This window comes from Viridibacterium curvum (genome assembly GCF_039544165.1).
Taxonomy (GTDB): Bacteria; Pseudomonadota; Gammaproteobacteria; order Burkholderiales; family Rhodocyclaceae; genus Viridibacterium; species Viridibacterium curvum.
Map to the genome: position 1 here is coordinate 240717 of NZ_BAABLD010000002.1, position 24680 is coordinate 265396.

A 24680-nucleotide genomic window follows, 5' to 3' on the forward strand; every position below is an offset into this window, starting at 1 on the left:
GGGGGCTCCTGGCGGAAATGTGGCGTCGATACTGGGCTGCCGGGGGTATTTTTGCCAGAGGCGGCTGACGAACGTATAATGCGCCTTTGCAAGAGTGAGGATTATAGACATGCGTTTGATCCAGAAGGCGCTGACGTTCGACGACGTCCTGCTGGTTCCCGCCCACTCCGACGTGATGCCGCGAGACGTCAGTCTCGCCACCCGGCTCACGCGCAACATCCAGCTGAATATTCCCCTAGTGTCTGCCGCCATGGATACGGTGACCGAGTCGCGTCTAGCCATTGCGCTGGCGCAAGAGGGCGGTATCGGCATCATCCACAAGAATCTCAATCCCAGGCAGCAGGCGCAGGAAGTGGCCCGCGTCAAACGCTTCGAGTCCGGTGTCCTGCGCGATCCGATCACGATTCCGCCGACACTGACTGTGCGTGAAGTGCAGGCGCTGACGCGCCAGCACCGGATTTCGGGTCTGCCTGTACTGGATGGCAAGAAGGTTGTGGGCATCGTCACCAACCGTGATTTGCGGTTCGAGGCCAATCTCGACCAACCCGTGTCGGCCATCATGACGCCTCGCGAGCGTCTGGTGACGGTGCGGGAAGGCGCGTCGCTGGAAGAAGCAAAAACCCTGATGCACAAGCATCGCCTGGAGCGCGTGCTGGTGCTCAAGGAAAATGGCGAGCTCTATGGGCTGATCACCGTCAAGGACATCCAGAAGTCGACGGAACACCCGTTTGCGGCCAAGGACACCCATGGGCGTCTGCGCGTTGGCGCAGCTGTTGGCGTTGGCGCCGGTACCGAAGAGCGCTGCGAAATGCTGGTGGATGCCGGTGTGGATGTGATCGTCGTCGATACGGCCCATGGCCATTCGAAGGGCGTGCTGGACCGAGTGCAGTGGGTCAAGAAGAACTTCCCGCAGGTCGATGTGATCGGCGGCAACATTGCAACAGGGGCTGCCGCCCACGCCCTCGTGGACCACGGCGCTGACGGCGTGAAGGTGGGGATAGGTCCGGGTTCAATCTGCACCACTCGTATCGTGGCCGGTGTCGGCGTGCCGCAGATTACGGCCATCGACAACGTCGCGACCGCACTGGTTGGCACGGGCGTGCCGATGATTGCCGACGGCGGTATCCGTTACTCGGGCGATATCGCCAAGGCGATTGCTGCAGGCGCCAACTGCGTGATGCTGGGTGGCCTGTTTGCAGGCACCGAAGAGGCTCCGGGCGAAACGGTGTTGTTCCAGGGCCGCTCTTACAAGTCTTACCGCGGCATGGGCTCGCTCGGTGCGATGGAGAAGGGCTCGGCTGATCGTTACTTCCAGGATGCTGAGAACAACGCGGACAAGCTGGTGCCCGAAGGCATTGAAGGTCGCGTGGCCTACAAGGGCCCGGTGGGTGCCGTCATTCACCAGCTCTGCGGTGGTGTGCGTGCCTCCATGGGCTACGTGGGCTGCCCGAGCATCGACATCATGCACAGCAAGGCTGAGTTCGTGGAAATCACTTCAGCTGGCATTCGCGAGTCGCACGTGCACGATGTGCAGATCACCAAAGAAGCACCCAACTACCACCAAGAGTGATGAGTGAGGAGTGTTGAGTGAGGAGGCGCCGAGTGCGCCTCTTCGCTTTTGCTCCGCTCTCCTTACTCCTTACCCCTCACGGTTTTCAAAATGCACGACAAGATCCTCGTCCTCGATTTCGGCTCACAGGTCACCCAGCTCATCGCGCGTCGTGTGCGTGAAGCGAATGTGTATTGCGAGATCCACCCGAACGACGTGTCGGACGACTTCATCCGCAGCTTCGCGCCCAAGGGCATCATCCTGTCGGGCAGCCACGCGTCGACCTACGAAGACCACGAGCTGCGCGCGCCGCAGGCCGTGTGGGATCTGGGTGTGCCTGTGCTGGGCATCTGCTACGGCATGCAGACCATGGCCGTGCAGCTCGGTGGCGAGGTGAGCTGGAGCGACACGCGTGAATTCGGTTATGCCGAAGTTCGCGCACACGGCCATACGAAGTTGCTGCAGGACATCCAGGACTTCGCTACGGCTGAAGGCCACGGCATGCTCAAGGTGTGGATGAGCCACGGCGACAAGGTCACAGCCTTGCCGTCAGGATTCAAGCTGATGGCCTCGACGCCCAGCTGTCCCATCGCCGGCATGGCGAACGAAGACAAACGCTACTACGCCGTGCAGTTCCACCCGGAAGTGACGCACACGGTGCAAGGTGCAGCGATCTTCACGCGCTTCGTGCGCGAGATTTGCGGTTGCGCCGGTGACTGGATCATGGGCGACTACATTGCGGAGGCCGTCGCGAAGATCCGTGAGCAGGTGGGCGATGAAGAAGTGATCCTCGGCCTCTCCGGCGGTGTGGATTCTTCCGTCGCGGCCGCGCTGATCCACCGCGCGATCGGTGACCAGCTCACCTGCGTGTTCGTTGACCACGGTCTGCTGCGCCTCAACGAAGGCGACATGGTCATGGAAATGTTCGCCGGCAAGCTGCACGCCAAGGTGATCCGTGTCGATGCCAGCGATTTGTTCATGGGTGAGCTCGCTGGCGTCAGTGATCCAGAACAGAAGCGCAAGATCATCGGCCGCCTGTTCGTCGACGTTTTCAAGTCCGAAGCCGAAAAGCTCAAGCAGAGCGGGCAAGGACACAAAGGTGCGACCTTCCTCGCTCAAGGCACGATCTATCCGGACGTGGTCGAAAGCGGCGGCACCAAGACAAAGAAAGCGACGACCATCAAGAGTCACCACAACGTCGGTGGCCTGCCCGAGCAACTGGGCCTCAAGCTGCTGGAGCCGCTGCGCGAGCTGTTCAAGGATGAAGTGCGCGAGCTGGGTGTGGCGCTGGGCCTGCCGCATGGCATGGTCTACCGCCATCCGTTCCCTGGGCCGGGCCTCGGCGTGCGCATTCTCGGTGACGTGAAGATGGAGTACGCCAACCTGTTGCGTCGTGCTGATGCGATCTTCATCGAAGAACTGCGCAAATGCGTCGACGCGGCCACCGGCAAGAGCTGGTACGACTTGACCAGCCAGGCCTTTGTCGTGTTCCTGCCGGTCAAGAGCGTCGGCGTGATGGGCGACGGCCGCACCTACGATTATGTGGTGGCCCTGCGCGCTGTGCAGACGCAGGACTTCATGACGGCTCACTGGGCGCATCTGCCGTACGAGCTGCTCGGCAAGGTCAGCAACCGCATCATTAACGAAGTGCGCGGCATCAACCGTGTGGTCTATGACGTCTCCGGCAAGCCGCCGGCAACGATCGAGTGGGAGTAAGCCGGTGAGCCCGCAGGACGAAGCCTTCATGCGCGAAGCCCTCGCGCTGGCGCGTGAAGCGGGCAGCCTCGACGAAGTGCCGGTCGGCGCCGTTGTTGTGCTCGAGGGCCGGATCGTCGGCCGTGGCTTCAATCAGCCCATCCTGCGGCATGACCCCACGGCGCACGCCGAGGTGATGGCGCTGCGCGATGCGGCGCGCAATATCGGCAACTATCGCCTGCCGGGGTGTTCCCTCTATGTCACGCTGGAGCCCTGCCTGATGTGCAGCGGCGCCATCATGCATGCGCGCGTGGCGCAGGTCGTGTTCGGCGCGACCGACCCCAAGACCGGTGTGGCGGGGAGCGTGCTGGACGTCTATGCGGAAGCGCGCCTCAATCACCACGCCAGCATCACTGGCGGTGTGCTGGCCGAGGAATGCGGCCAGTTATTGTCGAGCTTCTTCGCCGCGCGTCGCCAGAAACCCCTGTTGGCCTGAAACCCTTCGTTGTGTCCGGTCCCATCGGGACTCAGGCGGCCCGTCAGGCGGAGCGCGGTGTAAGCTAATGGCCCATGAATACATCGGCTACCCGCCCTGTCATTGCCCTGGTTGCGCCTTCGGCATTCCTGCCCGATATCGAGGCACTCGATATCGCGGTGGCGACGATGCAGGAGCAGGGCTGGACAGTGAAATACGATGAGGCGCAGCTGCTCGGCCGCTTTCAGCGCTTCACGGCGCCTGATGCAGAGCGTCTTGCTGCGCTCTATGCGGCGGCTGAAGATCCGGAGGTCAATGTCGTGATGGCCTTGCGCGGGGGATACGGCCTCAGCCGGCTGCTCGGCGACATCGATTTTGCGCGTATCGCCGCCGGCAACAAGCTGTGGGTAGGGCACAGCGACTTTACTGTTTTCCAGCTGGGTCTGCTTAGGCACGCGGGCCATGCCAGCCTGGCCGGCCCGATGGCGGCGACGGATTTCGGTATCACGCAGCGCAGCTCTTTCACCCTGCAACATTTCCGCCGCTGGTTCGAGGCGCCGGACGACACGATTCACGTGCCCCTGGACTGTGGCTGGCAGGGCGAGCTGCGGGGGCTGCTGTGGGGCGGCAATCTGACCATGCTGACGCATCTGGTTGGTTCACGGCATTTGCCACGGATCGATGGCGGCATCCTGTTCCTCGAAGATGCGGGAGAGCTACCGTTTCGTCTGGAGCGATTGCTTTACCAGCTGTGGCATGCAGACGTGCTGCAGACGCAGCAGGCTCTGGTGCTGGGGCAATTCTCGGAATACCGCTTGGGGCCGCGTGACAACGGTTATGACCTGCCGGACGTCATCGCGCATTGGCAGGACAAGCTGGGCATCCCTGTGCTCAGCGGCTTGCCGCACGGCCACGTGGCGGACAAACTAAGCCTGCCCGTGGGCGGGTTTGCACACATTCAGGCAGAAGCGACGGGCTACCGCATGCGCTATGCCTTCAAGGAAGAGGTTCTGACATGACGCGTCTCGAATTCGGTGATTGGGCTAGCTTCAGCGCGGAGGCCTACGCGATCCGCCATACCGTATTTGTGCAGGAGCAGGGGGTTCCCGAGGAGCTGGAGCAGGACGAGTTCGATCCGCAGTCCCTGCACGCCCTGGTGCGTGATGCTGACGGGAAGGCGATTGCGACGGGGCGCTTGTTGCCGGACGGACATATCGGTCGGCTGTCGGTGCTGGCAAGCTGGCGCGGCAAAGGCGTTGGCCGTCAGCTGATACTGGGCTTGCTGGCGCAGGCCTACAAGCGCGGCCATGGCTCCGTGGAGTTGAACGCCCAGTGCAGTGCGCAGGGCTTCTACGAGAGCATGGGTTTTGAAGTCGTAGGGCCGGTGTTCATGGAAGCCGGCATTCCGCATCAGGCGATGCGCAAGTCCCTGTCCTGAGCGTCTGCTAGAAGTCCTCGAAGCGCTCGACGACGCGTTTGGGGTCATCAAGCAAAACCGGCAGGCCGCAGACCAGTGTGTTCTGCTGGAGCGCGTCGCTGAACGCTTCTGCGTTGCCGACACCTTCGTACACTTCCATCCAGGTCGTTGCGTCGTCGACGCGACGCATCAGGCGTCCCGCTACGCCGGTCTGTGTCTGCATCAGTGAGAACAGACGCAGAACCGCAGCCTGCACCGCAGCGTTTTGCTGCGGCGCCACCCGGTAATAGACGTAGAACGCCGTCACGCAGTGGATCGTCCCGGTTGATCGCTCAGTTGATCGCCTAGTTGATCGTATAGGGCAGGGCGCCGAGGCGCAGGGCTTGCCCCTGCAGGTTGCCAAGGTGCACGTCGCCGCTCTCGAAGGCCGAGATCTGCATCACCGCCAGTGCGTCGAAGCCACCGGCAGGGGCTGGTGAAACAGCCAGCAGCTTGCCGCAGGACTGTTCGCCGAACTCGGCCGAGAACAGGTCGGCGCCCGGCGCGGCTTCGCTGTCGAAACTCACGAGGTACATGCGCTTCTTGAGTTTGCCGAGGTATTGAGTGCGGGCAACGATTTCCTGGCCGGGGTAGCAGCCTTTCTTGAAGTCGATGCCACCGATCAGTTCGTAATTCACCATCTGCGCGACGAATTCATCCTGTGTCGCGGCGGTGATTTGGGGCACGCCGGACTGGATGTCCAGCCAGTGCCAGGCCGCTGTGCCGGCCGGCAGGGCGCCACCGGCCGAAAGCTTCTTCCACAACTCGGCAGCTTGCGCGACGGGAACCGCGATCACCATCCGGCTGGCGTCGATGCGCACCACCTGCACGCCGCCTTGCGAGACGCTCATCACTTCGGGCGGCAGCTTGAGGCCGGCGGCATCCAGCGCCTTGCCAGCGTTGGCACCGGCGAGACCGATCAGCGCCACATCGGGCGTGATGTCCGCCAGACGCAGCTTGCTGCGCAGCACGAACATCGACAGCTTCTTGTGGATGCCAGCGAGGATGTCGGCCGACAGTTGCAGCAGGTAACCGGTGTTGTCGCGCCAGATCGTGAAGCTCGCCAGCATGCGGCCCTTGGGCGAGTTGAAGCTGGAGTATTGCGCGCCGTGCAGCGGCAGCTTCTTGATGTCGTTGGAGAGCAGGTTATGCAGGAAGACGGCTGCGTCTTCGCCCTCGGCGCGCAGCAAGCCAGTGTGGGTGAGGGGGACAATCACGGTGCCGTTGGCAGCACGTTGTACGGACTCTTGAACACTGCCGATCTGTACGTTGCAGGAGGGACCTTCCTCGAACCTGGCGCCAATGTCGTCAAGAAAAACCAGCCAGGGAGATTGCATGGTGTCGATCCTCAGTGAAGCGTAGTGATACGTGTGAAGCAAGGTGCTTGCCCGGTAACGGCAGGCGACTTCGCAGAGCCGGCCAGAACGGCGGCCGGGGCAGCCTTTCAGCTATTATAGATTGGCTGGCCGCGCGGCATTTCAAGGTGTTTAACGCGCGGGATTGCATCTCGTTGTCACGCGCGCAATTCGCAGCATTACTGAAGGCTTTGGCCTCCCCTGCCTGATTCCGGTTCCTGCATGTTCCGTCTATTTTTCCGTTTGTTGCGCTGGAGTGTGTTGATTGTTGCACTCATGACAGGCGTGGCTGTCTGGTATGCGTTCCAGCCACTGCGACAGTCGGCGCCGGTGCTGGATGTGGAAGTGCCGCGTGGCGCATCCATGCGCGAAGTCGCTCGCCTCGTCGCCGAGCAGGGCATCGAGGTTCAGCCGCTGTATCTGGCCTGGCTGGCGCGCCTGAGCGGGCGGTCGCAAAAGATCCAGGCAGGCAGTTACCAGATTCAGGAAGGTGCGACGCCCTGGCAGCTGGTCGAGCTCTTGTCATCAGGTTCGACGACGTACGCGGATGTTGCCTTGATCGAAGGGCACAATTTCCGGCGCATGCGTTCGGTGCTCGATGCCAATCCGGATCTCAAGCATGACACGCTGGGCCGCAGCGACGCAGAGGTGATGGCGCAACTTGGGCTGAGTGGGCAAGACCCCGAAGGGCTGTTCTTCCCCGACACGTATTTCGTCTCGCGTGGTGTCAGCGACCTCGAAGTGCTGCGACGTGCACATGCGCAGATGAAGAAGGTGCTGGCAGCTGAATGGGAGCGACGCGCGCCCGGCCTGCCACTCAAGTCGTTACAGGAGGCGCTGATCCTGGCATCGGTCATCGAGAAGGAAACCGGAGTCGAGGCGGATCGCGACGAGATCGCTTCGGTCTTCATCAACCGGCTGCGTATCGGCATGCCCCTGCAGAGTGACCCGACCGTCATCTACGGCATGGGGGCGGCGTTCGATGGCAACCTGACTCGGCGTGATCTGCAGACCGATACGCCCCATAACACCTATACGCGTCGCGGCCTGCCGCCGACACCCATCGCCATGCCAGGCCGCGCCGCAATACATGCCGCCCTGCATCCGGCCAAGACGGATTTCCTCTACTTCGTGGCGCGCGGTGATGGCAGCAGCCACTTCTCGCGCTCGCTCGACGAACACAACCGCGCTGTGGCGCGTTATCAGAAAGGACGCGGTTGATGCGCGGACGCTTCATCACGTTTGAAGGCATCGACGGAGCTGGCAAGAGCACGCAGATCGCGGCGGTGGTTGCGACCTTGCGTGAGCGCGGGCTGACAGTGGTGCAGTCACGCGAACCCGGCGGCACGCCTTTGTCGGAAAAACTGCGCGAAATCGTGCTGCATGAACCCATGAATCTCGAGACCGAAGCGCTGCTGATGTTCGCTGCACGGAAAGAGCATCTGGCGCAGGTCATCGAGCCGGCGTTGGCGCGTGGCGAGTGGGTGGTGTGCGACCGTTTCAGCGACGCCACCTTCGCCTATCAGGTTGGCGGCCGTGGTCTGGATGCCGCCAAGTTTGCGCAGCTGGAGCACTGGGTACATCCAGGTCTGCAGCCCGACCTGACCTTCCTGTTCGACGTGGCGCCTGCGGTAGCGGCGCAGCGGCTCGCGACGGGACGTGCCGACACGGATCGCTTCGAGCGCGAGCAAACGGGCTTCTTCGAACAGGTGCGTGCGGCCTATCTGCGGCGCGCGGCAGCCTCCGGTGGGCGTTTGCAGGTCATCAATGCTGAGCGTCCGCTGAATACGGTGACGGCGGAAGTACTCGCTGTGCTGGCGGATCGTCTGCCATGAGTCAGCCGACGGATTTCCCCCCTTGGTTGCTGCCCCTCTGGCGCGCGACCATCGCGCAGGGCGCACGCCTGCCGCATGCCTTGCTGTTCGCTGGGGCGCCCGGCAGCGGCAAGCGCCTGTTCGCAGAGCAGCTTGCGCAAGCCTTGCTATGCCAGCGCCCGGATGCCGAGGGCTTTGCCTGCGGCCAGTGCGGATCCTGCAACTGGTTTGGCGCCGACAACCACCCGGACATGCTGCGCCTGGTGCCTGCGGCGGACGAGGCAGGGGAGGACGAGGCTGAAGGCGAAGCCGACAGCGGCAAGAAGGAAAAAAGGAAGTCGCAGCAGATTGTCATCGACCAGGTGCGCGGCATGCAGGGCCTTCTGGAAATCAGCGGCCACCAGGGCGGGCGGCGAATCGTGTTGATCGACCCGGCCGAGGCCATGAACGTGGCAGCTGCCAATGCCCTGCTCAAGTCGCTTGAAGAACCGCCTATCGATGCCGTATTCCTGCTGGTGAGCCACGCCCCGCGCCGTTTGTTGCCGACCATCCGCAGCCGCTGCCAGGTGCGAGACTTCCCGGTGCCGGACGCCGGCGTGGCGACGCAATGGTTGAAAGAGCGCGGGGCTTCGGAGGCGGACGCCGTGCTGGGATTTGCGAGTGGACTGCCGCTGGCGGCGCTCGACTATGTGAAAGGGCCGCTGGCCGAGGCGCGCAAGCGTTTTGCCAACGACATGCTGGGCTTGCCGAAGTCCGACCCGCTCAAGCTGGCCGCGTCGTGGGACAGTTGGCTCAAGGGCAAGGATGCCGAGAAGATCGGCCTCAACATGAGCCTGCTGGTGGGCTGGTTGCAGCGCTGGCTATCGGACGGTGCCCGGCTGGCGGTGGGCGGTCAGGCGCGTTTCTTCCGCGACTTCGCGCCGCAGCTGTCGGTGCAGGTGGCGGGGCGTCTGGAAGTCTGGACGAGTTGTTACAATGAATTGCAGGCGTACCGGCGGGTTGCGCAACATCCGCTTAATGCACGATTGTTTCTCGAAGATGTGTTGTTGCGTGTGGCAAGATCGACCCGGTAGTTTTTCTCCTTGATCGAGGACTGAATGGAAGCTCGCCCCTCTGCTGCCCGCCCGAGTGTGTTGTCGCTCAACATCAACTCCCGCTCGGCCCTGCATGCCGCTTACATGCCCTTCATCAAGAATGGCGGCCTGTTCATTCCGACGCCCAAGGCCTACAACCCCGGCGATGAAGTGTTCATGCTGCTGCAGCTGATGGACGATCCGGCCAAGCTGGCCATCAAGGGCAAGGTTGTGTGGATCACCCCGGCCCACGCGCAGAACGGAAAGACGCAGGGCGTCGGCGTACAGTTCGCGCCGGATGACGCCAGCGCAGCGGCCAAGATCAAGATCGAGCAGGTGCTGGGCAGCGCGCTGGGTTCGAGCCGGCCGACGCACACGCTTTGAATCTGTGAGGAGTAAGGAGTCAGGAGTGAGGAGTTAACATTTCAGGGCCGCAGAGCGGCTCGCTGACTTCAACTCTTCTCTCCTCCCTCCTCACTCCTCACCCGCCTCAAATGTTCATCGACTCCCACTGCCACATCGATTTTCCGGATCTTGCAGATCAGGGCGAAGCCCTGTTCGAGCGCATGGCTGCGGCGCAGGTCGAACAGGCTGTGTGCATCGGCGTCACCATCGAAAATCTGCCGCGTGTGCTGGCGCTGGCCGAGTTGCGGGACAACATTTTTGCCACCGTGGGTGTGCACCCGGAGCACACCGAGGGCGAAGATCCCAGTCTTGAGCGCTTGCTGGATCTGGCAAAGCACCCCAAGGTGGTTGCCATCGGCGAGACCGGGTTGGACTACTACTGGCACAAGGACAAGCCCGAATGGCAGCGTGAGCGTTTCCGCACGCACATTCGCGCCGCAAAGGCCTGTGGCAAGCCCCTGGTGATTCACACACGGGACTCGGCAGACGACGTCATCCGCATCCTGCAGGAAGAGGGCGCTGAACAGGTGGGGGGTGTGATGCACTGCTTCACGGAGACGCAGGCGGTGGCTGATGCGGCCATGGCACTGGGTTTCTACATCTCGTTCTCGGGTATCGTGACCTTCAAGAACGCGCAGCAAATCAAGGGTGTGGCCGCAACAGTACCGCTTGATCGCATCCTCATCGAGACCGATTCACCCTATCTAGCACCCGTACCGTATCGCGGCAAGATGAACGAGCCTTCCTACGTGCCGCACGTGGCAAAGGAAGTCGCCAGCCTGCGTGGCATCAGCGTTGAAGAGTTGGCGGCGGCTGCGAGCGCGAATACGCGGCGACTTTTTACCGGCATGGCCTGTTGAGTTGAACGTTTGCCGCCGCAGGAAATGAAAAAGCCCTCGCTTGAGCGAGGGCTTTTTGTTGCAACAGCCTGCAATCAGAGCGCGCTGACGTCTGCCGTCGTTACGTCACACTGTGCGGTGTCGGACTTCCACTTCTCGCCCAGTTTGGTCGAAGCGTCCGTAGTACGGGTGCCGACGTAGGCATCACATACGGTGGGCGTGCCGCTCTTGTAGTCCTGGATCTTCAGGTTACGCAGGATCGCCTTGTCCGGCACGTTGTAGGGCGAGGGTACCGTGCTGTCCCAGGTCGTATCGATACCGACGATGGTGCTGATGCCGGGACCGCTGAGGCGGGTGCCTGCTGCGTTCTGGTACTTCACGGTCAGGCCATCCAGGTCGATTGTGCGGCCACCTTTGTTCGAAGAGCAGTCACCACAGGTACGCAGGATCTTGCCGGAGCTCGTGTACTTGGCCAGCGAGATCGACTTGCCGGACTTGTCCTTGGTCGTCGTCGCTGTCAGGTCAGACTGGACCATGATGGCGGTGAAGTTGCGTACATACATCTTCGAGTTGAAAGCGTTGTCCTGGAAGAACTTGTCCGGCTTGCTGCCATGCTCGTAGGCGTTATCCAGCATCTGGTAGGCAGTGCTGTCGTAAATCGAGAACGTGCCGCCTTCCGAGTAATTGCCGGCTGCGTGTTCGCAGACCTCTTCCCAGACCACGTTGCGCAGCGTGCAGTTGCCTGCCAGGCAGGAGATACCGTGGCCGCCGCCACCCGCAGCAATGCGGACGTTCTTCACGATGGCTCCATTTTTGAGCGAGAGCACCGAGGGTTGACCTTCCTTGTCTGCCGAGCAGCCGTCAAAGCCATCGACACCCTTTAGCGAGAGCGTCTTGCCACCGCAATCGACTTCGACGCCGTCGATGGTGCCGCCTGCGACGCAGAGGCTGCTGGCACCGGCGGCGGTGCTGGATGTGGCTGACGAGGCTGCAGAAGAGGCCGCCGAAGACGTCGCCGAGCTGGCAACGCTGGAGCTGCTGGTCGTCGTGGCGCTGTAGGAACACCAGGCCGTGCTGGTAAAGGTATTGGTGGGGTAGGCACTGAGATCGCACGCGAAATTGCCTGTCTTGGTGGCATAAACAAAGCTGCCGGCTTTACCCAGTGCTGTGCTGCGGGTGCCTGTCATGGTGCAGCTGCTGCCAACCTGTACGCACTTCGTGTAACCGCTGGGGTAGTCGGTGGCGGCCTGTGCGCCAGAGGCGATACCGGTGAAAAGTGCTACAGCCATCATCCTGCGAATCATTCGTGTCTCCCTGAACTTGAGCTGGTGTTGCGCCACATGGTGCGTGGCCAGAGACATCGACTTCTCATTTCGGCGTTGCCTGTTTGGCAATCTGTGAGTGCAATTTAATTCATCAAAAACATCAATTCCACCATTTGTATGATGAATTTGACGATTCGGTCACGGGGTTCTCTGGCCCGCATGGCGGGTGCCCTGCAGGGGGATGAACACCATCCGACGCCAAGCCGCACCAATACTGGCGCGGTTTGGCGGGGGGTGAAACGATCGTATGAATGCGGAGAAGTTGAGCCCACCCGTCTGGAGACGAGTGGCGTTTCGCTTGGCGGATCGAGGCTGTTTCGGCAGACCCTTGCGGCCTACCGGCAGGTGTTGCCCGCGCTTGAACCCGGATAGGGAATCGAAATTCCCAGGCCGATGGTCCGGTGGCGCTGGTTGTAGTCGATAAGGCTCTCGCCGTAGCCATTGAAGTAATGCAGGTGCCACTGCATCAGCTTGCAGCTGAAAAGGCCGGGAATGCCGAACGGGAAGGCAAAGTCGATCTGCGCGGAGCGCTTTCGGGCAATCAGCGACAGGCTGCTCTCGCGTGACCACCAGTAACGCATCTCCAGGTCGCCGTAACCGAGGTACTTGGTGAGGTCCGGATTGTCGTTGTCCGACGGCCGCTCTGGGATTCGCCACCAGGGGCGGATCTGGATCGCGAAGCTGGTCCCGTCCTGCCAGGTCTTCTCCAGTCCCAATCGGGCGTAGAGACGATTCCAGCTCCGTGATTGCGGCAGGGGCTCGCCATTTGACTGGTGCACGAAGCCAATGTTGAGCATGCGCGGCGTCATCCCGCCCAGGCTGAACTTCTCGCGGAATGCATCGGAGAAACGGTAGGAATAGATTGCCTCCGGCTCGTAGTCACTCGCGCGGAAGGAGCGCGAGTGCTCACCGTCGAACACCTGCCAGTGTGACTGTTGCGAATAGGCGCCCCACAGGCTGTGGCGTTCATTGCCAGCCACCAGTGACTTGAAGCTGAACAGGAACTTGCCTTCGCGCGTGTCGTAGGGGCCTTCCTCCCGCACGACAGCGCTGCGCGTCGGGCTGTGCGCCTCGTTGTTGGGTGAGTGGGTATAGGTCGCCAGCAGGTAGCTCTGTTTGTACTGGCTGAATACGCCGCGGTTTTCCCTCTTGCCGTCCACGTCCGGCGCAGGTGTCCACAAGGTGTCGAGCCGGCTTTGCGGGAGTTCTGCCTTGGGGGCCGAACCCGTATCGGGCGGCGCGACCGCAGTCACTGGCGCATTGATCGGCGGCAGACCGGCCTCGCGACGAAAGCAGTCGAGCTGCTTGGCGACATCGAGATTGCCGCAGGCCTGCAGGGCCTCGATCGTTGGCGTCGGTGCTGCGGCCATCGCGGCGTTCACGGAGCCGAACAGCAGGCCGGCAAGGAGCGGGTGAGCGTTGCGCAATAGATTCATCGGAGATCAGTACGTGTGTTCGACGGCGGGGAAGCTGCCGTCTTTGACCGCAGCGACATAGCTGGCGACAGCGGCCTCGATGCTGGCAGCGCCATCCATGAAGTTGCGCACGAAGCGTGCCTTGCGACCGGGATACACACCCAGCATGTCGTGCAGTACCAGCACCTGACCATGCGTGTCCTTGCCTGCACCGATGCCGATGGTGGCCATGGTAGTCAGTGATTGCGTCAGGGCTGTTGCCAGCTGGGCCGGCACCATCTCCAGCACGACCATGGCAGCGCCGGCCTGTTCCAGCGCCAGGGCATCGTCGCGCATGTGCTGTGCACTCTCTTCGGTCTTTCCCTGCACGCGGTAACCGCCAAGTTGGAAGACCGACTGCGGTGTGAGGCCGATATGGGCACACACTGGCACGCCGCGTTCGACGAGAAAGCGCACCGTCTCGGCCATGAAGGCGCCACCTTCCAGCTTGACCATATGCGCGCCGGCAGCCATCAGCGTGGCGGCATTGCGCATCGCCTGTTCCCGGCTCTCGTGATAGCTACCGAAGGGCATGTCAGTAATCAGCCAGGGGCGCTTGCTACCGCGCGCGACACAGGCCGTGTGGTAGACCATGTGTTCAAGCGTCACGGGCAAAGTGCTGGTCTGCCCCTGCAGGACGTTACCCAGCGAATCGCCGACCAGCAGCACATCGACGCCAGCGTGTTCGCACAGCGACGCGAAGCTCGCGTCATAGCAGGTCAGCATGGCGATCTTCTCGCCGGCTGCACGCATCTTGCCGAGGTCGTGCAGGGTGACGGATTTGATTTCGGCTTGCGCACTCATGAAAGCCTCCTTGCTGTCTTATTGCGAGTAACTGAAGAATTCGCGATAGCCTCGCATCGCGAAAAGGCGCTTGATGAGGAGATCGAGATCCTCTTCGACTTCGACCGGGTTGAGCACCTCGGCGTTCACGATGAATAGTGGCGAGCGGTCGTAGTGATGGAAGAATTCGGCGTAACGCACCGCAACGCGCTCAAGGTAGCTTTCAGTGATGCGGCGTTCGCTGTCCATGCCGCGACGGCGTACGCGTTCAATGAGGGTCTCGGGCTTGGCTTGCAGGTAGATCACCAGATCCGGAGCCGGGGCCTGCGGATGCAGGCTGCGCCAGGCGCGACGGTACAGCGACTCCTCCTCTTCGCCCAGCGTGAGGCCGGCGAACAGTGGGTCCTTGTCGAGCAGGAAGTCGCTGATGACGCGGTGCCCGTCGCGCTTGTGAGCGTCGAGTCCGCGCAGCAGTTCGGTGCGCTGGAAGAGGAACTCCAGCTGCGTGGCGAGCGCCCAGCGATCCATGTTCTGGTAGAAGCGGCCGAGGAATGGGTTGAGCTCGGGCTGCTCCAGCAGCAGGCTGGCATTGTTCAGACGCTCTGCAAGGCGGCGTGCGAGGGTGGTCTTGCCGGCCCCGATGGGGCCTTCGACGACGATGTAGCGGGATTTTTCGAGCATTGGGCGTTCTCTCAGGCTCGGAAGATGAAGTACGCCGCGCCCATCATGCACAGCGCAGCCCAGAGGTAATCCAGCTTGAACGGTTCGTTCATGTAGAACACGGCGAAGGGGGCGAAGACCGACAGGGTGATCACTTCCTGCATGATCTTGAGTTGCCCGAGGCTCAGCGTCTGCGCTCCGATGCGGTTGGCCGGCACCTGTAGCAGGTACTCGAACAGCGCGATGCCCCAGCTCACCAGCGCGGCGACGACCCAGTGCCGCGTGTTGAGGTGTTTGAGATGGCCGTACCAGGCGAAGGTCATGAAGACATTCGAGGCGATGAGCAACAGGATGGTGACGAGCCAGGGAGGCAAGGTGCTCATGGATCAGTCTCCGCTGCTGCTGGAGTCGGAAGAGCTGGAGTCGCAACTGCTGCTATCGGAGCTGCTGGAGGAACTGTCGCTCACATCGCAGCTACTGCGTGAATCGTTGTCGTCGCTACTCGTGAGGTAGCTGCTGCTGGAGTAGTCGGAGGTGCTGCTACTGCTGCTTGTCACGTTGTCCGTCGCGCTCCAGTTGTCGTTGTCGCGGACGGAGGGTTGCGTACGGATCAGGTGCAGGACCAGAGCAGTGAAGCCTGCGATGAAGGTGACGAAGATGGCGATCTTCAAAGGTGCCGCGATCCAGCAGAACACGACGCCGATGATCAGGATGACATTGAGAAGCAAGGCGACCTCAGGAAAGGGTGCTGATGCTCTGATCCTGCACGGCGGCCAGCAAGGTGCTGACGATGCCACGTCCGGGAATCTCCAGGTCGGGGTCGATCTCGGCCAGTGGTGCGAGGACAAAAGCGCGTTCGTGCATGCGCGGGTGGGGGACGATGAGGCCGTGCTGATTGATCTGCCGGTCGCTGAACAGCAGCAGGTCGAGGTCCAGCGTGCGTGGAGCGTTGGGCGTGCTGCGCACACGGCCGAATTGTTTCTCGATGGCGAGCAGGGTTTCGAGCAGCAAAGCCGGGCCCAGCGCGGTTTCGATGCGGGCGACCGCGTTGATGTAGTCCGGCTGCGGTTCGCCACCGATGGCGGCCGTGCGGTAGAGCGCTGAGTGCGCCTGCAGACGACAGTGCGGGGCCTTGCCGAGTGCTGTGATAGCACCGCGTACGGCCTCAGCCGGGTTGTCGCCGATGTTGGCGCCGATGCCGATCCAGGCGCTGACCGTAGGAAGCAGCATCTCTTCGCCCTCGTCAGTCCGAAGCCGGAGCGGCGCCTTGGCCGGGCTTCTTGCGCGGGCGACGGCGGCGCTTGCGGGCGCCATCACCGGCCTTGTCTGCAACCAGCATGCCTTCGCGGGCGTCCGGGTTGGCGTGGGCAAAGGCATCCCACCAGTCGGGCAAGGCCATCTCGATTTCGCCGCTTTCGGCGCGCAGGCGCAGGAAGTCGTAACCGGCGCGGTAGCGCGGTTGCTCCAGCAAACGATAGGGCATCTTGCCGGCGCGCTTTTCGAAGCGCGGCTGCAGCGCCCAGATCTCGGTGATGTCGGCCGAAATGCGGCGCGTGATGGCGAGTTTCTCGGCCTGCTGGTCGAGCACTTCCGTCATCGCGGCGAAGAGTGCCGGCGTGGTGTGCTCGCCGGCGTCGCGGCGCGCATTCCAGTTGGCCAGCACTTCGTGCCACAGCAGGGTGGCGAACAGGAAACCCGGCGAGATGGGCTTGCCGTCGCGCACGCGCTGGTCGGTGTTCTCCAGCGACAGCCAGACGAATTTCTCGCCCATGGGCTGGTCGAGGATCACGTCGAGCAGGGGCAGCAGGCCCTTGTGCAGGCCTTCTTCGTGCAGGCGCTTGAGGCAGACGACGGCGTAGCCGCTGGTGAGCAGCTTGAGCATCTCGTCGAACAGGCGCGCGGGGGGCACGTTTTCTAGCAGGCTCGACATCTCGCGGATCGGCTTGCGCGCAGCCGGGTCGATGATCAGGCCCAGCTTGGCGGCCAGCCGCACGGCACGCAGCATGCGCACCGGGTCTTCGCGGTAGCGCTGCACCGGGTCGCCGATCATGCGCAGGGTCTTCTGCTTGAGGTCGGCGACGCCGTGGTGATAGTCCACTACCACTTCGGTGGCCGGGTCGTAGTAGAGCGCGTTGACCGTGAAGTCGCGCCGCGTGGCGTCTTCTTCCTGAGTGCCATAGACGTTGTCGTTGAGCACGCGGCCGTGTTCGTCGGTGACCGTGTCTTCATCGTGCAGGGCGCGGAAGGTGGAGACCTCGATGGTCTCGTTGCCGACCATGACGTGCACGATCTTGAAGCGGCGGCCGATGATGCGCGAACGGCGGAACTGGGCGCGCACCTGCTCGGGCGTGGCGTCGGTGGCGACGTCGTAGTCCTTGGGCGGGATGCCGGCGATCAGGTCGCGCACGGCGCCACCGACCACGTAAGCCTTGAATCCCGCCTCTTGCAGGCCGGCACAGACGCGGCGGGCAGCCGGGGAGAGATCGTCACGGCGGATGCCGTGCAGGGCGACGGGAATCTGGGCAGGTTCGGCCGTCTTGCGCGGTTCCCGCAGGAACACGCGGCGCAACAGTTTGCGGATCATCGAGGCTGGAGGCGCTTCTTGGCTTTCAGAACAAGGAATTATAGCGGGCTTCAGCCTTGCGGCGGGTTGCGCTGCGGCGTTGCCCTGCTGCGGCCTGTTCCTGATTCAGCCGGGCTTCGTGATTGTCCCGCTCAAGTACGCAGGCGCTCGACCTTGCGGCCATTGATCAGGGCATACAGTGCCGGGATCACCAGCAGGGTCAGCACGGTCGAGGAAATCATGCCGCCGACCATGGGCGCGGCGATGCGGCTCATGACTTCCGAGCCGGTGCCGGTGCTCCACATGATGGGCAAGAGGCCCGCCATGATGGCGACGACGGTCATCATCTTGGGGCGCACGCGCTCCACGGCGCCTTCCATGATCGCGGCGTAGAGGTCGGCCGCCGTGGGCGGGCGGCCCTCGGCGGCGCGCTGGGCGCGGATGTGTTCCCAGGCGTGGTCAAGGTAGATCAGCATGACGACGCCGGTTTCGGCCGCCACGCCGGCCAGCGCTATGAAGCCCACGGCCACGGCGACGGAGAGGTTGTAGCCCAGCGCCCACATCAGCCACACGCCGCCGACGAGGGCGAAGGGCACGGAGAGCATGACGATCAGCGTTTCGGTCAGCCTTTTGAAATTCAGATAGAGCAGCAGGAAGATGATCAGCAGGGTGACCGGCACGACGATCTTCATCTTCGCAATGGCCCGCTCCATGTACTCGAACTGACCGCTCCAGGTGGCGTAGTAGCCGGGCGGGAACTGCACCTGCTCGGCGACGGCCTTGCGTGCGTCGGCCACGTAGGAGCCGATGTCGCGGTCGCGGATGTCGACGTAGATGTAGGCCGATAGCAGGGCGTTTTCGGTGCGGATGCCGGGCGCGCCGCGGGCGATTTCGACGCGCGCGACCTGACCCAGCGGCACCATGGCGCCATCCATGGTCGGTACCAGCACATTGGCAGCAATGGCCTGCGGGCTGTCGCGCAGCTCGCGCGGATAGCGCACGCTCACGCCGTAGCGTTCCCGCCCCTCGACGGTGGTGGTGACCATCTCGCCGCCCAGTGCGGTGGCGATGACCTCCTGTAGCGCGCCGACACCGAGGCCGTACCGGGCGAGCTTTTCGCGGTCAGGCTCGATGTTGAGATAGAAGCCGCCAGTGATGCGTTCGGCGAAGGCGCTCGTAGTGCCCGGCACCTGCTTGACGACTGTCTCGATCTGCCGCGCCAGCGTCTCCATCTCGTCGAGATCCTTGCCGAAGACCTTGATGCCGATGGGCGTGCGGATGCCCGTCGCCAGCATGTCGATGCGCGCCTTGATCGGCATGGTCCAGGCGTTCGATACGCCGGGGAACTGCAGCGCGCGGTCCAACTCGGCAATCAGCTTGTCCATGGTCATGCCTGGTCGCCACTGGTCTTCAGGCTTGAGGTTGATGACGGTCTCGAACATCTCGGTCGGTGCCGGGTCGGTGGCGGTGTTGGCGCGGCCGGCCTTGCCGAACACCGACTCGACCTCGGGGAAGCTCTTGATGATGCGGTTCTGCGTCTGCATCAGCTCGGCCGCCTTGGTGATCGACATGCCGGGCAGCGAGGCGGGCATGTAGAGCAGGCTGCCTTCGTTGAGCGTGGGCATGAACTCGGTGCCCAGCTTGGACGCGGGGTAGAGCGTGGCGGCCAGCGCGACCAGCGCGAGGAAGATGGTGGTGGCTTTCCAGCGCATCACTGCCGCGATGACGGGGCGATAGGTCCAGATCAGGAAGCGGTTCACCGGGTTCTTCGCCTCGGGCAGGATGCGGCCGCGCACGAACAGCATCATCAGCACCGGAACCAGGGTCACCGACAGCAGGGCGGCGCCCGCCATGGCGAAGGTCTTGGTGAAGGCGAGCGGCGAGAACAGGCGGCCTTCCTGCGATTCCAGCGTGAATACGGGCAGGAAGGAGACGGTGATGATCAGCAGCGAGAAGAACAGCGCCGGGCCGACTTCCTTGCACGCTGCGATGAGGGCTTCGGCGCGCGTGCGTGCGCCCTCGTCGTCATTCCCGCGAAGGCGGGAATCCAGTGGCTTTGCAGCGGTTGTTAACGTCGCTGGATTCCCGCCTTCGCGGGAATGACGGGCGGCACTTGTTGGCATTGGGGCCAGGGGAGAGAGTGGCGTCGTATCGCGCCCTGCCTCCCATCGTTCCAGATGCTTGTGCGCGTTCTCGATCATCACGATGGCCGCATCAACCATCGCGCCGATGGCAATCGCGATACCGCCCAGGCTCATGATGTTTGAACTCATGCCCAGCAGATGCATGACCAGGAAGGCGATCAGCACGCCCACCGGCAGCATGATGATGGCGACCAGCGCCGAGCGCACATGCAGCAGGAAGACCACGCACACCAGCGCGACGATCAGGCTCTCTTCGAGCAGGGTATTGCGCAGCGTGTCGATGGCGCGGTGGATCAGCTCGGAGCGGTCATATACGGCCTGCACGCTCACGCCCTCTGGCAGGCCGCTGGCGATCTCGCCAACCTTCTGCTTGATGTTGTGGATCACCTCCAGCGCGTTCTGGCCGTAGCGCGCCATGGCGATGCCCGACACCACTTCGCCCTCGCCATCGAGCTCGGCCACGCCGCGTCGTTCATCCGGCACCAGCTCGACGCGCGCGATGTCGCGAATCAGCACGGCCGTGCCGCGCTCGCTCTTGACGACCAGGTTGGCGATATCGGCCGCCCCGCGCAGATAGCCCTTGCCGCGCACCATGTACTCGGTCTCGGCCATCTCGACGATGCGCCCGCCCACATCGCGGTTCGATTCGCGGATGGCCTGCGTGACGGTGGCAAGCGGAATGCCGAAACTGCGCAGGCGGGCCGGGTCGACCGTGACCTGGTAGGTCTGCACGAAGCCGCCCACCGAGGCCACCTCGGCCACGCCCGGCGCCTTGGCGAGCTGGTAGCGCAGGTACCAGTCCTGCACGGTGCGCAGCTCCGCAAGATTCTGCTTCGCGCCGATCACAGCGTACTGATAGACCCAGCCCACGCCCGTGGCGTCCGGCCCCAGCTGCGGGCTGACACCCTGCGGCAAGCGGCCGGCTGCGGAGTTGAGATATTCGAGCACGCGCGAACGCGCCCAGTAGATGTCGGTGCCGTCTTCGAAGATCACGTAGACGAAGGAGGCGCCGAAGAACGAGAAGCCGCGCACGACCTTGGACTTTGGCACCGACAGCAGGGCCGTGGTGAGCGGATAGGTGACCTGGTCCTCGACCACCTGCGGCGCCTGACCGGCGTAGTCGGTGTATACGATGACCTGTACGTCCGACAGGTCGGGCAGGGCGTCGAGCGGCGTACGTAGCACGGCCCAGATGCCGGCGATGACGACGAACAGGGTAGCGAGCGCAACGAGGAAGCGGTTGCGGGCCGACCAGTCGATGATGCGGGCTAGCATGCTTGCGCTCGTCCAAGGGGTGCGCTGCCTTTGTGCGTCATTCCCGCGAAGGCGGGAATCCAGCGGCGTTGAAAGTCACTGGGTTCCCGCCTTCGCGGGAACGACGGATGTGTTGCCGCAGTGGCTGAGCTGGAGTGATCGCTCATGGTTTGGCTTTGCTGATGCGTGTGATGACCCAATCACCCGGCTTGCGTTCCACGAACTCGAAGTCCACTGCCTGCCCGGCCTTGAGGCCCGTGGCGAGCGAGGGATTGGCGAACTGGAACTCCATGGTCATCGCTGGCCACTTGAGCGAGGGCACAGGTTCGTGCGTGAGCATGGCGCTCTGCATGCCGGCATCCAGTGAGTCGACTTTGCCGGTGGCCTTGTGCACGCCGGATGCAGGTGTCGCCGCTGGCGTGCTGGCGCTGCCGAAGCCGCCCAGCGCTGCGCGCAGGTTGCTCTCGGCATCAAGCAGGAAGTTGGCTGCCACGACGACGAGCTCACCTTCGCGCAGCCCCTGCAGCACGCTGACGTAGTGATCGCTGCGAGCGCCCAGCTTCACTTCACGCGGTTCGAAGCGGCCTTCGCCGGTCTGCACCAGCACCGTGGTACGCGTGCCGCTGTCGATGACGGCGCTATCCGGCACGCTCAGCACGGGCTTGCTGGCGCCTGACGAGAGTTCGATCTGCGCATACATCGCGGGCTTGAGCAGGCCCTGCGGGTTGGCGAGCTCGACACGGATGGGAATGGTGCGCGTGGCTTCGTTGAGCGTGGGATAGATGTAGGTGATGCGCCCCTCGAATGCCTTGCCCGGCTGTGCGGCAAGGCGCACGCTGGCCTTGCTGCCGATCTTCACCAGAGCGATGTCCTGTTCGAACACGTCGGCAATCACCCACACGGACGACAGGTCGGTGATCTGGTAGAGCGTTTCGCCGGGCATGAAGCGCATGCCCTGCAGGGCCTTCTTTTCGGACACGATGCCGGTGACGGGTGAGCGAAAGGGCAGGGTGCGCCGGGCTTCCTGCGAGCTGCCGAGGGCCTTGATCTCCGCTTCCGGAATCTCCCAGTTGCGCAGGCGCGTCAGGCTGCCTTCGGCAAGCTGGCGCATGCTGCGCTGGGTCTCTTCGTTGCTGCCCTTGAGCGCTTCGAGGCCCTGCATGGCAATGGCGTATTCGCGCTGGGCCGAGACGAGTTCGGGGCTGTACGCCTCGAACAGCAACTGGCCCCTGCTGACGGTTTGCCCGCTGGCGTTGACGTGCAGGCGCTCGACATAGCCTTCGAAGCGCGGCGCGATGGCATAGGTGCGGCGTTCATCGGCTTCGACGCGGCCCGCTGCGCGGATGATGCGGTCGAGCACGCGCAGGCTGGCGGCTTCGCTGCGCACGCCCAGCTTCTGCACTTTGGCTGTGCTGATCTTCAGGCTGCTGTCGTTGGCTTCCGGCTCCTCTCCGGCATAGACCGGGATGTAGTCCATGCCCATCTGGTCTTTCTTGGGTACGGGCGAGGTGTCGGGCAAGCCCATGGGATTGCGGTAGTAGAGGATCTTCCGTTCGCCTGACAGTGCGGCTGAAGCGGGCATGGCTTCGGCGCCAGTGGGCGTGGGGGCGCGGCGGCCGAGGCCGTAGCCAAGGGCCAGGGTGGCTGCCAGTGCAAGGGCGCCCAGACTCAGGGCGACAGGGCGTTTCATGGGGCTTCTCCCAGCATCCTGGTGATTTCGGTCCAGCGCATTTGCTGGTCGGCCTGGGCCTTGAGCAGGCCGATGCGTGTCTGGCTGATCTGGCGTTGCGCTTCGAGCAGGGTGGCGAAGTCGAGCTTGCCGTTCTCATAGGCCGCCAGTGCCGACCTGTAGGACAGTTCGGCTTGCGGCAGCAGGCTGCTGCCCAGCTCGCGCTCGATGCGCGCCGAGACCTCCATCGCTGTCAGGCTGGCAGCCAGCTCGCCGCCGAGGCGCTGCGCAGCCGCTTCCTGGCGTGACTGCGCAGCCGCCTGCATGGCCGTGGCCTCGCGCTCCTGGCCCCTGCGTGCGCCCTGCTGCAGGGGGATGTTCATCTGGAGCATCAGCTCCCATTCGCGGATGGCATTGCGCGTCTGGATGGGCGCGACGCCCAGCGTGAAGTCGGGGTAGCGCTCGCGGTAGGCCAGCGCGCGGCGCTGTTCTGCGGCCTGTACGCGGGCCGCTTCGGTCTGGATCTGCGGATTGCTGTCGGCCAGGCGCCGCGCCAGGTCGGCGAACTGGCGGCCAGCCGGGGTGGGCAGGGCTGGCAGGTCTTGCGCATCAGCCAGTGCCTCATCCGGCGAGCGGCCCAGCAGGGCGTTGAGGCGCGTCTGCAGGGTCAGCGCTTCGCCTTCCAGCATCACGATGTCGTTGCGCATGGCGGTCTGTTCGAGCTGGCTGCGCAGCACGTCCTGCTGCATGGCCAGGCCGCTGGCATAGCGTGTCTGCGCGATCTGTTCGAGGCGGCGCAGGGTGTCCAGCACCTCCCGGCTCAGCTGCAGATTGCGCGCAAGGAAGTAGCGCTGGATGTGGGTCTGGCGAATGGCTGCTGATAGATCGACCCAGCTGCCGCGTTGCTGCAGGCTGGCGGCGCGTGCTTCACTGCCGGCAATGTCGCTGCGCAGCCCGCGCTTGCCGTACCAGGGCAGGTCCTGCATCAAGAGGTAACGCGTGCTGCCGACGCGCGAGGGGTCGAGCGTGGCGCTCTGTTCGCCCATGCGCGTGAGGTCGCGCAGCTCCACCTGCAGCTTGGGGTCGGGCAGGGCACCGGCGGCGGCAATGCGCGCCTCGGCCGCCGCGCTCTCGTAGCGCATGGCGGCGTAGTCGGCGCTGTGCTGGCGGGCATGGTCGAGCAGGCCTTGCAGCTGGCTGCCCAGTTCCGCAGCGTGCGCGGCGGGCAGCAGCAGAACCATGGCGGCCGTCAGGAGATGACGCAGCAGACGCATGGCGCGCTTACTTTGCCTTGACGATGTCGGTGACCAGCAGGGCGTCTGCCGTCTGCTCGACCTGGAACAAGACCTTGTCGCCGGGCTTGAGTGCATCGAGCTGGGCGGGGTTGCGCGCCTTGAACACCATGGTCATGGGGGGCATGTTCAGCGCTTTTATTTCGCCGTGCTTCAGCGTGACCTTGCCGGCGGCCTTGTCGATCTTGCGCACTTCGCCCTCGGCAGGGGCGGCGGCAAGCAGGGCGGCACTTTGCAGGAGCAGGGCCAGGGCGATGGTCAATGTTTTCATGGAGCTTCCTCAGGGTTTGACGGTGACGCGGCCGCGCATGCCTGCCTGGTAATGGCCGGCGATGAGGCAGGCAAACTCGAAGTCCCCGGCGCGATTGAACTGCCAGACCAGCTCGCCGGTCTTGCCCGGCGGCACGTGGGCCATCCAGGGTTCGTCGTGTTCCATGTTCGGGAATCGCTGCATCAGCGCGGCGTGCTCTGCCAGCGCGGCAGGGGTGCCGATAACCAGCTCGTGCAGCACCTGGCCGCTGTTGTGGATGCGCAGGCGCAGGGTGTCGCCACGGCGCACCTGCAGGCGGTCTGGCGTGAATCGCATCTGGTCGTCCATGCGGATATCGATCGTGCGGCGCACGGCCTTGGGCTGGCCAGCGATGCCCCAGGCGGTCTGCTCGCGTGTGGTGGTGGCCTTGCCGGCATGGTTGTCGCCATGGGCGAAGGCAGCGCCACAGCCGAGCAAGAACAGGAGGGTGAGGAGGATCTTCATGTCAGGCATGGTGTTGCGTGTCACCCCACAGAAACCTGACGCCTGGATTACAAATTTGTAATCATCCGGACAAAGCCGTGGCGACCGCGCAAAATCCCGCCATGCGATTGACCCACAAGTG

25 protein-coding genes are annotated in these 24680 nt (G+C 63.6%); 10 read left to right on the forward strand and 15 right to left on the reverse strand.

Annotated elements, in window-relative coordinates; all coding sequences use genetic code 11:
• The first annotated feature begins 109 nt into the window (after positions 1-109).
• The 5 genes from guaB to ABEA02_RS02330 all read left to right on the forward strand — a co-directional run bounded on the left by guaB (position 110) and on the right by ABEA02_RS02330 (position 5157).
• On the forward strand, positions 110-1570 hold the full coding sequence (guaB, locus tag ABEA02_RS02310; protein WP_345531207.1) for an IMP dehydrogenase: 1461 nt from the start codon (positions 110-112) through the stop codon (positions 1568-1570).
• A gap of 90 nt (positions 1571-1660) precedes the next feature.
• Positions 1661-3265, forward strand: coding sequence for a glutamine-hydrolyzing GMP synthase (gene guaA, locus ABEA02_RS02315; protein WP_345531208.1), 1605 nt, complete (start codon positions 1661-1663; stop codon positions 3263-3265).
• 4 nt (positions 3266-3269) lie between these two features.
• Positions 3270-3740, forward strand: coding sequence for a tRNA adenosine(34) deaminase TadA (gene tadA / locus ABEA02_RS02320; protein ID WP_425584651.1), 471 nt, complete (start codon positions 3270-3272; stop codon positions 3738-3740).
• A gap of 74 nt (positions 3741-3814) precedes the next feature.
• A complete protein-coding gene (locus ABEA02_RS02325; protein ID WP_345531210.1) occupies positions 3815-4738 on the forward strand; it encodes an LD-carboxypeptidase in 924 nt (307 codons plus the stop codon).
• On the forward strand, positions 4735-5157 hold the full coding sequence (locus ABEA02_RS02330; RefSeq protein WP_345531211.1) for a GNAT family N-acetyltransferase: 423 nt from the start codon (positions 4735-4737) through the stop codon (positions 5155-5157). Before ABEA02_RS02325 ends, ABEA02_RS02330 begins: the two co-directional genes overlap by 4 nt.
• A gap of 7 nt (positions 5158-5164) precedes the next feature.
• Here the strand turns inward: ABEA02_RS02330 and ABEA02_RS02335 are convergent, their stop codons facing one another.
• Both ABEA02_RS02335 and ygfZ read right to left on the reverse strand, forming a co-directional pair.
• Positions 5165-5443, reverse strand: coding sequence for a DUF4936 family protein (locus ABEA02_RS02335; protein WP_345531212.1), 279 nt, complete (start codon positions 5441-5443; stop codon positions 5165-5167).
• A gap of 37 nt (positions 5444-5480) precedes the next feature.
• Positions 5481-6512, reverse strand: a complete 1032-nt coding sequence (ygfZ, locus tag ABEA02_RS02340) for a CAF17-like 4Fe-4S cluster assembly/insertion protein YgfZ (RefSeq protein WP_345531213.1) — start codon at positions 6510-6512, stop codon at positions 5481-5483.
• A gap of 240 nt (positions 6513-6752) precedes the next feature.
• Between ygfZ and mltG the strand changes: the two genes are divergently transcribed.
• The 5 genes from mltG to ABEA02_RS02365 all read left to right on the forward strand — a co-directional run bounded on the left by mltG (position 6753) and on the right by ABEA02_RS02365 (position 10682).
• Positions 6753-7751 carry an endolytic transglycosylase MltG gene (gene mltG / locus ABEA02_RS02345; protein WP_345531214.1) on the forward strand — a complete coding sequence of 333 codons (999 nt, stop codon included), beginning with the start codon at positions 6753-6755 and terminating at the stop codon, positions 7749-7751.
• On the forward strand, positions 7751-8365 hold the full coding sequence (gene tmk / locus ABEA02_RS02350) for a dTMP kinase (protein ID WP_345531215.1): 615 nt from the start codon (positions 7751-7753) through the stop codon (positions 8363-8365). The genes mltG and tmk overlap by 1 nt, the downstream gene beginning before the upstream one ends.
• On the forward strand, positions 8362-9417 hold the full coding sequence (gene holB / locus ABEA02_RS02355; protein WP_345531216.1) for a DNA polymerase III subunit delta': 1056 nt from the start codon (positions 8362-8364) through the stop codon (positions 9415-9417). The genes tmk and holB overlap by 4 nt, the downstream gene beginning before the upstream one ends.
• 24 nt (positions 9418-9441) lie before the next feature.
• Positions 9442-9801 carry a PilZ domain-containing protein gene (locus ABEA02_RS02360; RefSeq protein WP_345531217.1) on the forward strand — a complete coding sequence of 120 codons (360 nt, stop codon included), beginning with the start codon at positions 9442-9444 and terminating at the stop codon, positions 9799-9801.
• Positions 9802-9911: 110 nt separating this feature from the next.
• Positions 9912-10682 carry a TatD family hydrolase gene (locus tag ABEA02_RS02365; protein WP_345531218.1) on the forward strand — a complete coding sequence of 257 codons (771 nt, stop codon included), beginning with the start codon at positions 9912-9914 and terminating at the stop codon, positions 10680-10682.
• A gap of 74 nt (positions 10683-10756) precedes the next feature.
• Here ABEA02_RS02365 and ABEA02_RS02370 read toward each other — a convergent pair whose 3' ends face one another.
• The 13 genes from ABEA02_RS02370 to ABEA02_RS02430 all read right to left on the reverse strand — a co-directional run bounded on the left by ABEA02_RS02370 (position 10757) and on the right by ABEA02_RS02430 (position 24559).
• On the reverse strand, positions 10757-11965 hold the full coding sequence (locus ABEA02_RS02370; RefSeq protein WP_345531219.1) for a pectate lyase: 1209 nt from the start codon (positions 11963-11965) through the stop codon (positions 10757-10759).
• Positions 11966-12321: 356 nt separating this feature from the next.
• Positions 12322-13422 (reverse strand): phospholipase A, encoded by a 1101-nt coding sequence (locus ABEA02_RS02375; RefSeq protein WP_345531220.1) that lies wholly within the window; start codon positions 13420-13422, stop codon positions 12322-12324.
• A 6-nt stretch (positions 13423-13428) separates the two neighbouring features.
• A complete protein-coding gene (gene panB, locus ABEA02_RS02380) occupies positions 13429-14244 on the reverse strand; it encodes a 3-methyl-2-oxobutanoate hydroxymethyltransferase (RefSeq protein ID WP_345531221.1) in 816 nt (271 codons plus the stop codon).
• Between the two features lie 18 nt (positions 14245-14262).
• Positions 14263-14904, reverse strand: a complete 642-nt coding sequence (locus ABEA02_RS02385; protein ID WP_345531222.1) for a deoxynucleoside kinase — start codon at positions 14902-14904, stop codon at positions 14263-14265.
• An 11-nt stretch (positions 14905-14915) separates the two neighbouring features.
• Positions 14916-15266 (reverse strand): DMT family protein, encoded by a 351-nt coding sequence (locus tag ABEA02_RS02390; RefSeq protein WP_345531223.1) that lies wholly within the window; start codon positions 15264-15266, stop codon positions 14916-14918.
• Positions 15267-15269: 3 nt separating this feature from the next.
• Positions 15270-15611, reverse strand: coding sequence for a hypothetical protein (locus ABEA02_RS02395; protein ID WP_345531224.1), 342 nt, complete (start codon positions 15609-15611; stop codon positions 15270-15272).
• A 7-nt stretch (positions 15612-15618) separates the two neighbouring features.
• Entirely contained in the window at positions 15619-16113 is a 495-nt protein-coding gene (gene folK / locus ABEA02_RS02400; RefSeq protein ID WP_345531225.1) for a 2-amino-4-hydroxy-6-hydroxymethyldihydropteridine diphosphokinase, read from the reverse strand.
• Between the two features lie 13 nt (positions 16114-16126).
• A complete protein-coding gene (pcnB, locus tag ABEA02_RS02405; protein WP_345531226.1) occupies positions 16127-17467 on the reverse strand; it encodes a polynucleotide adenylyltransferase PcnB in 1341 nt (446 codons plus the stop codon).
• 131 nt (positions 17468-17598) lie between these two features.
• Complete coding sequence (locus ABEA02_RS02410; protein ID WP_345531227.1) at positions 17599-20865, reverse strand: efflux RND transporter permease subunit; 3267 nt, start codon at positions 20863-20865, stop codon at positions 17599-17601.
• Positions 20866-21007: 142 nt separating this feature from the next.
• Entirely contained in the window at positions 21008-22534 is a 1527-nt protein-coding gene (locus ABEA02_RS02415) for an efflux RND transporter periplasmic adaptor subunit (RefSeq protein WP_345531228.1), read from the reverse strand.
• Entirely contained in the window at positions 22531-23787 is a 1257-nt protein-coding gene (locus tag ABEA02_RS02420; RefSeq protein ID WP_345531229.1) for a TolC family protein, read from the reverse strand. The genes ABEA02_RS02415 and ABEA02_RS02420 overlap by 4 nt, the downstream gene beginning before the upstream one ends.
• Before the next feature lie 7 nt (positions 23788-23794).
• On the reverse strand, positions 23795-24076 hold the full coding sequence (locus ABEA02_RS02425; RefSeq protein ID WP_345531230.1) for a copper-binding protein: 282 nt from the start codon (positions 24074-24076) through the stop codon (positions 23795-23797).
• Between the two features lie 9 nt (positions 24077-24085).
• A complete protein-coding gene (locus ABEA02_RS02430; protein ID WP_345531231.1) occupies positions 24086-24559 on the reverse strand; it encodes a cupredoxin domain-containing protein in 474 nt (157 codons plus the stop codon).
• Positions 24560-24680 lie beyond the last annotated feature (121 nt).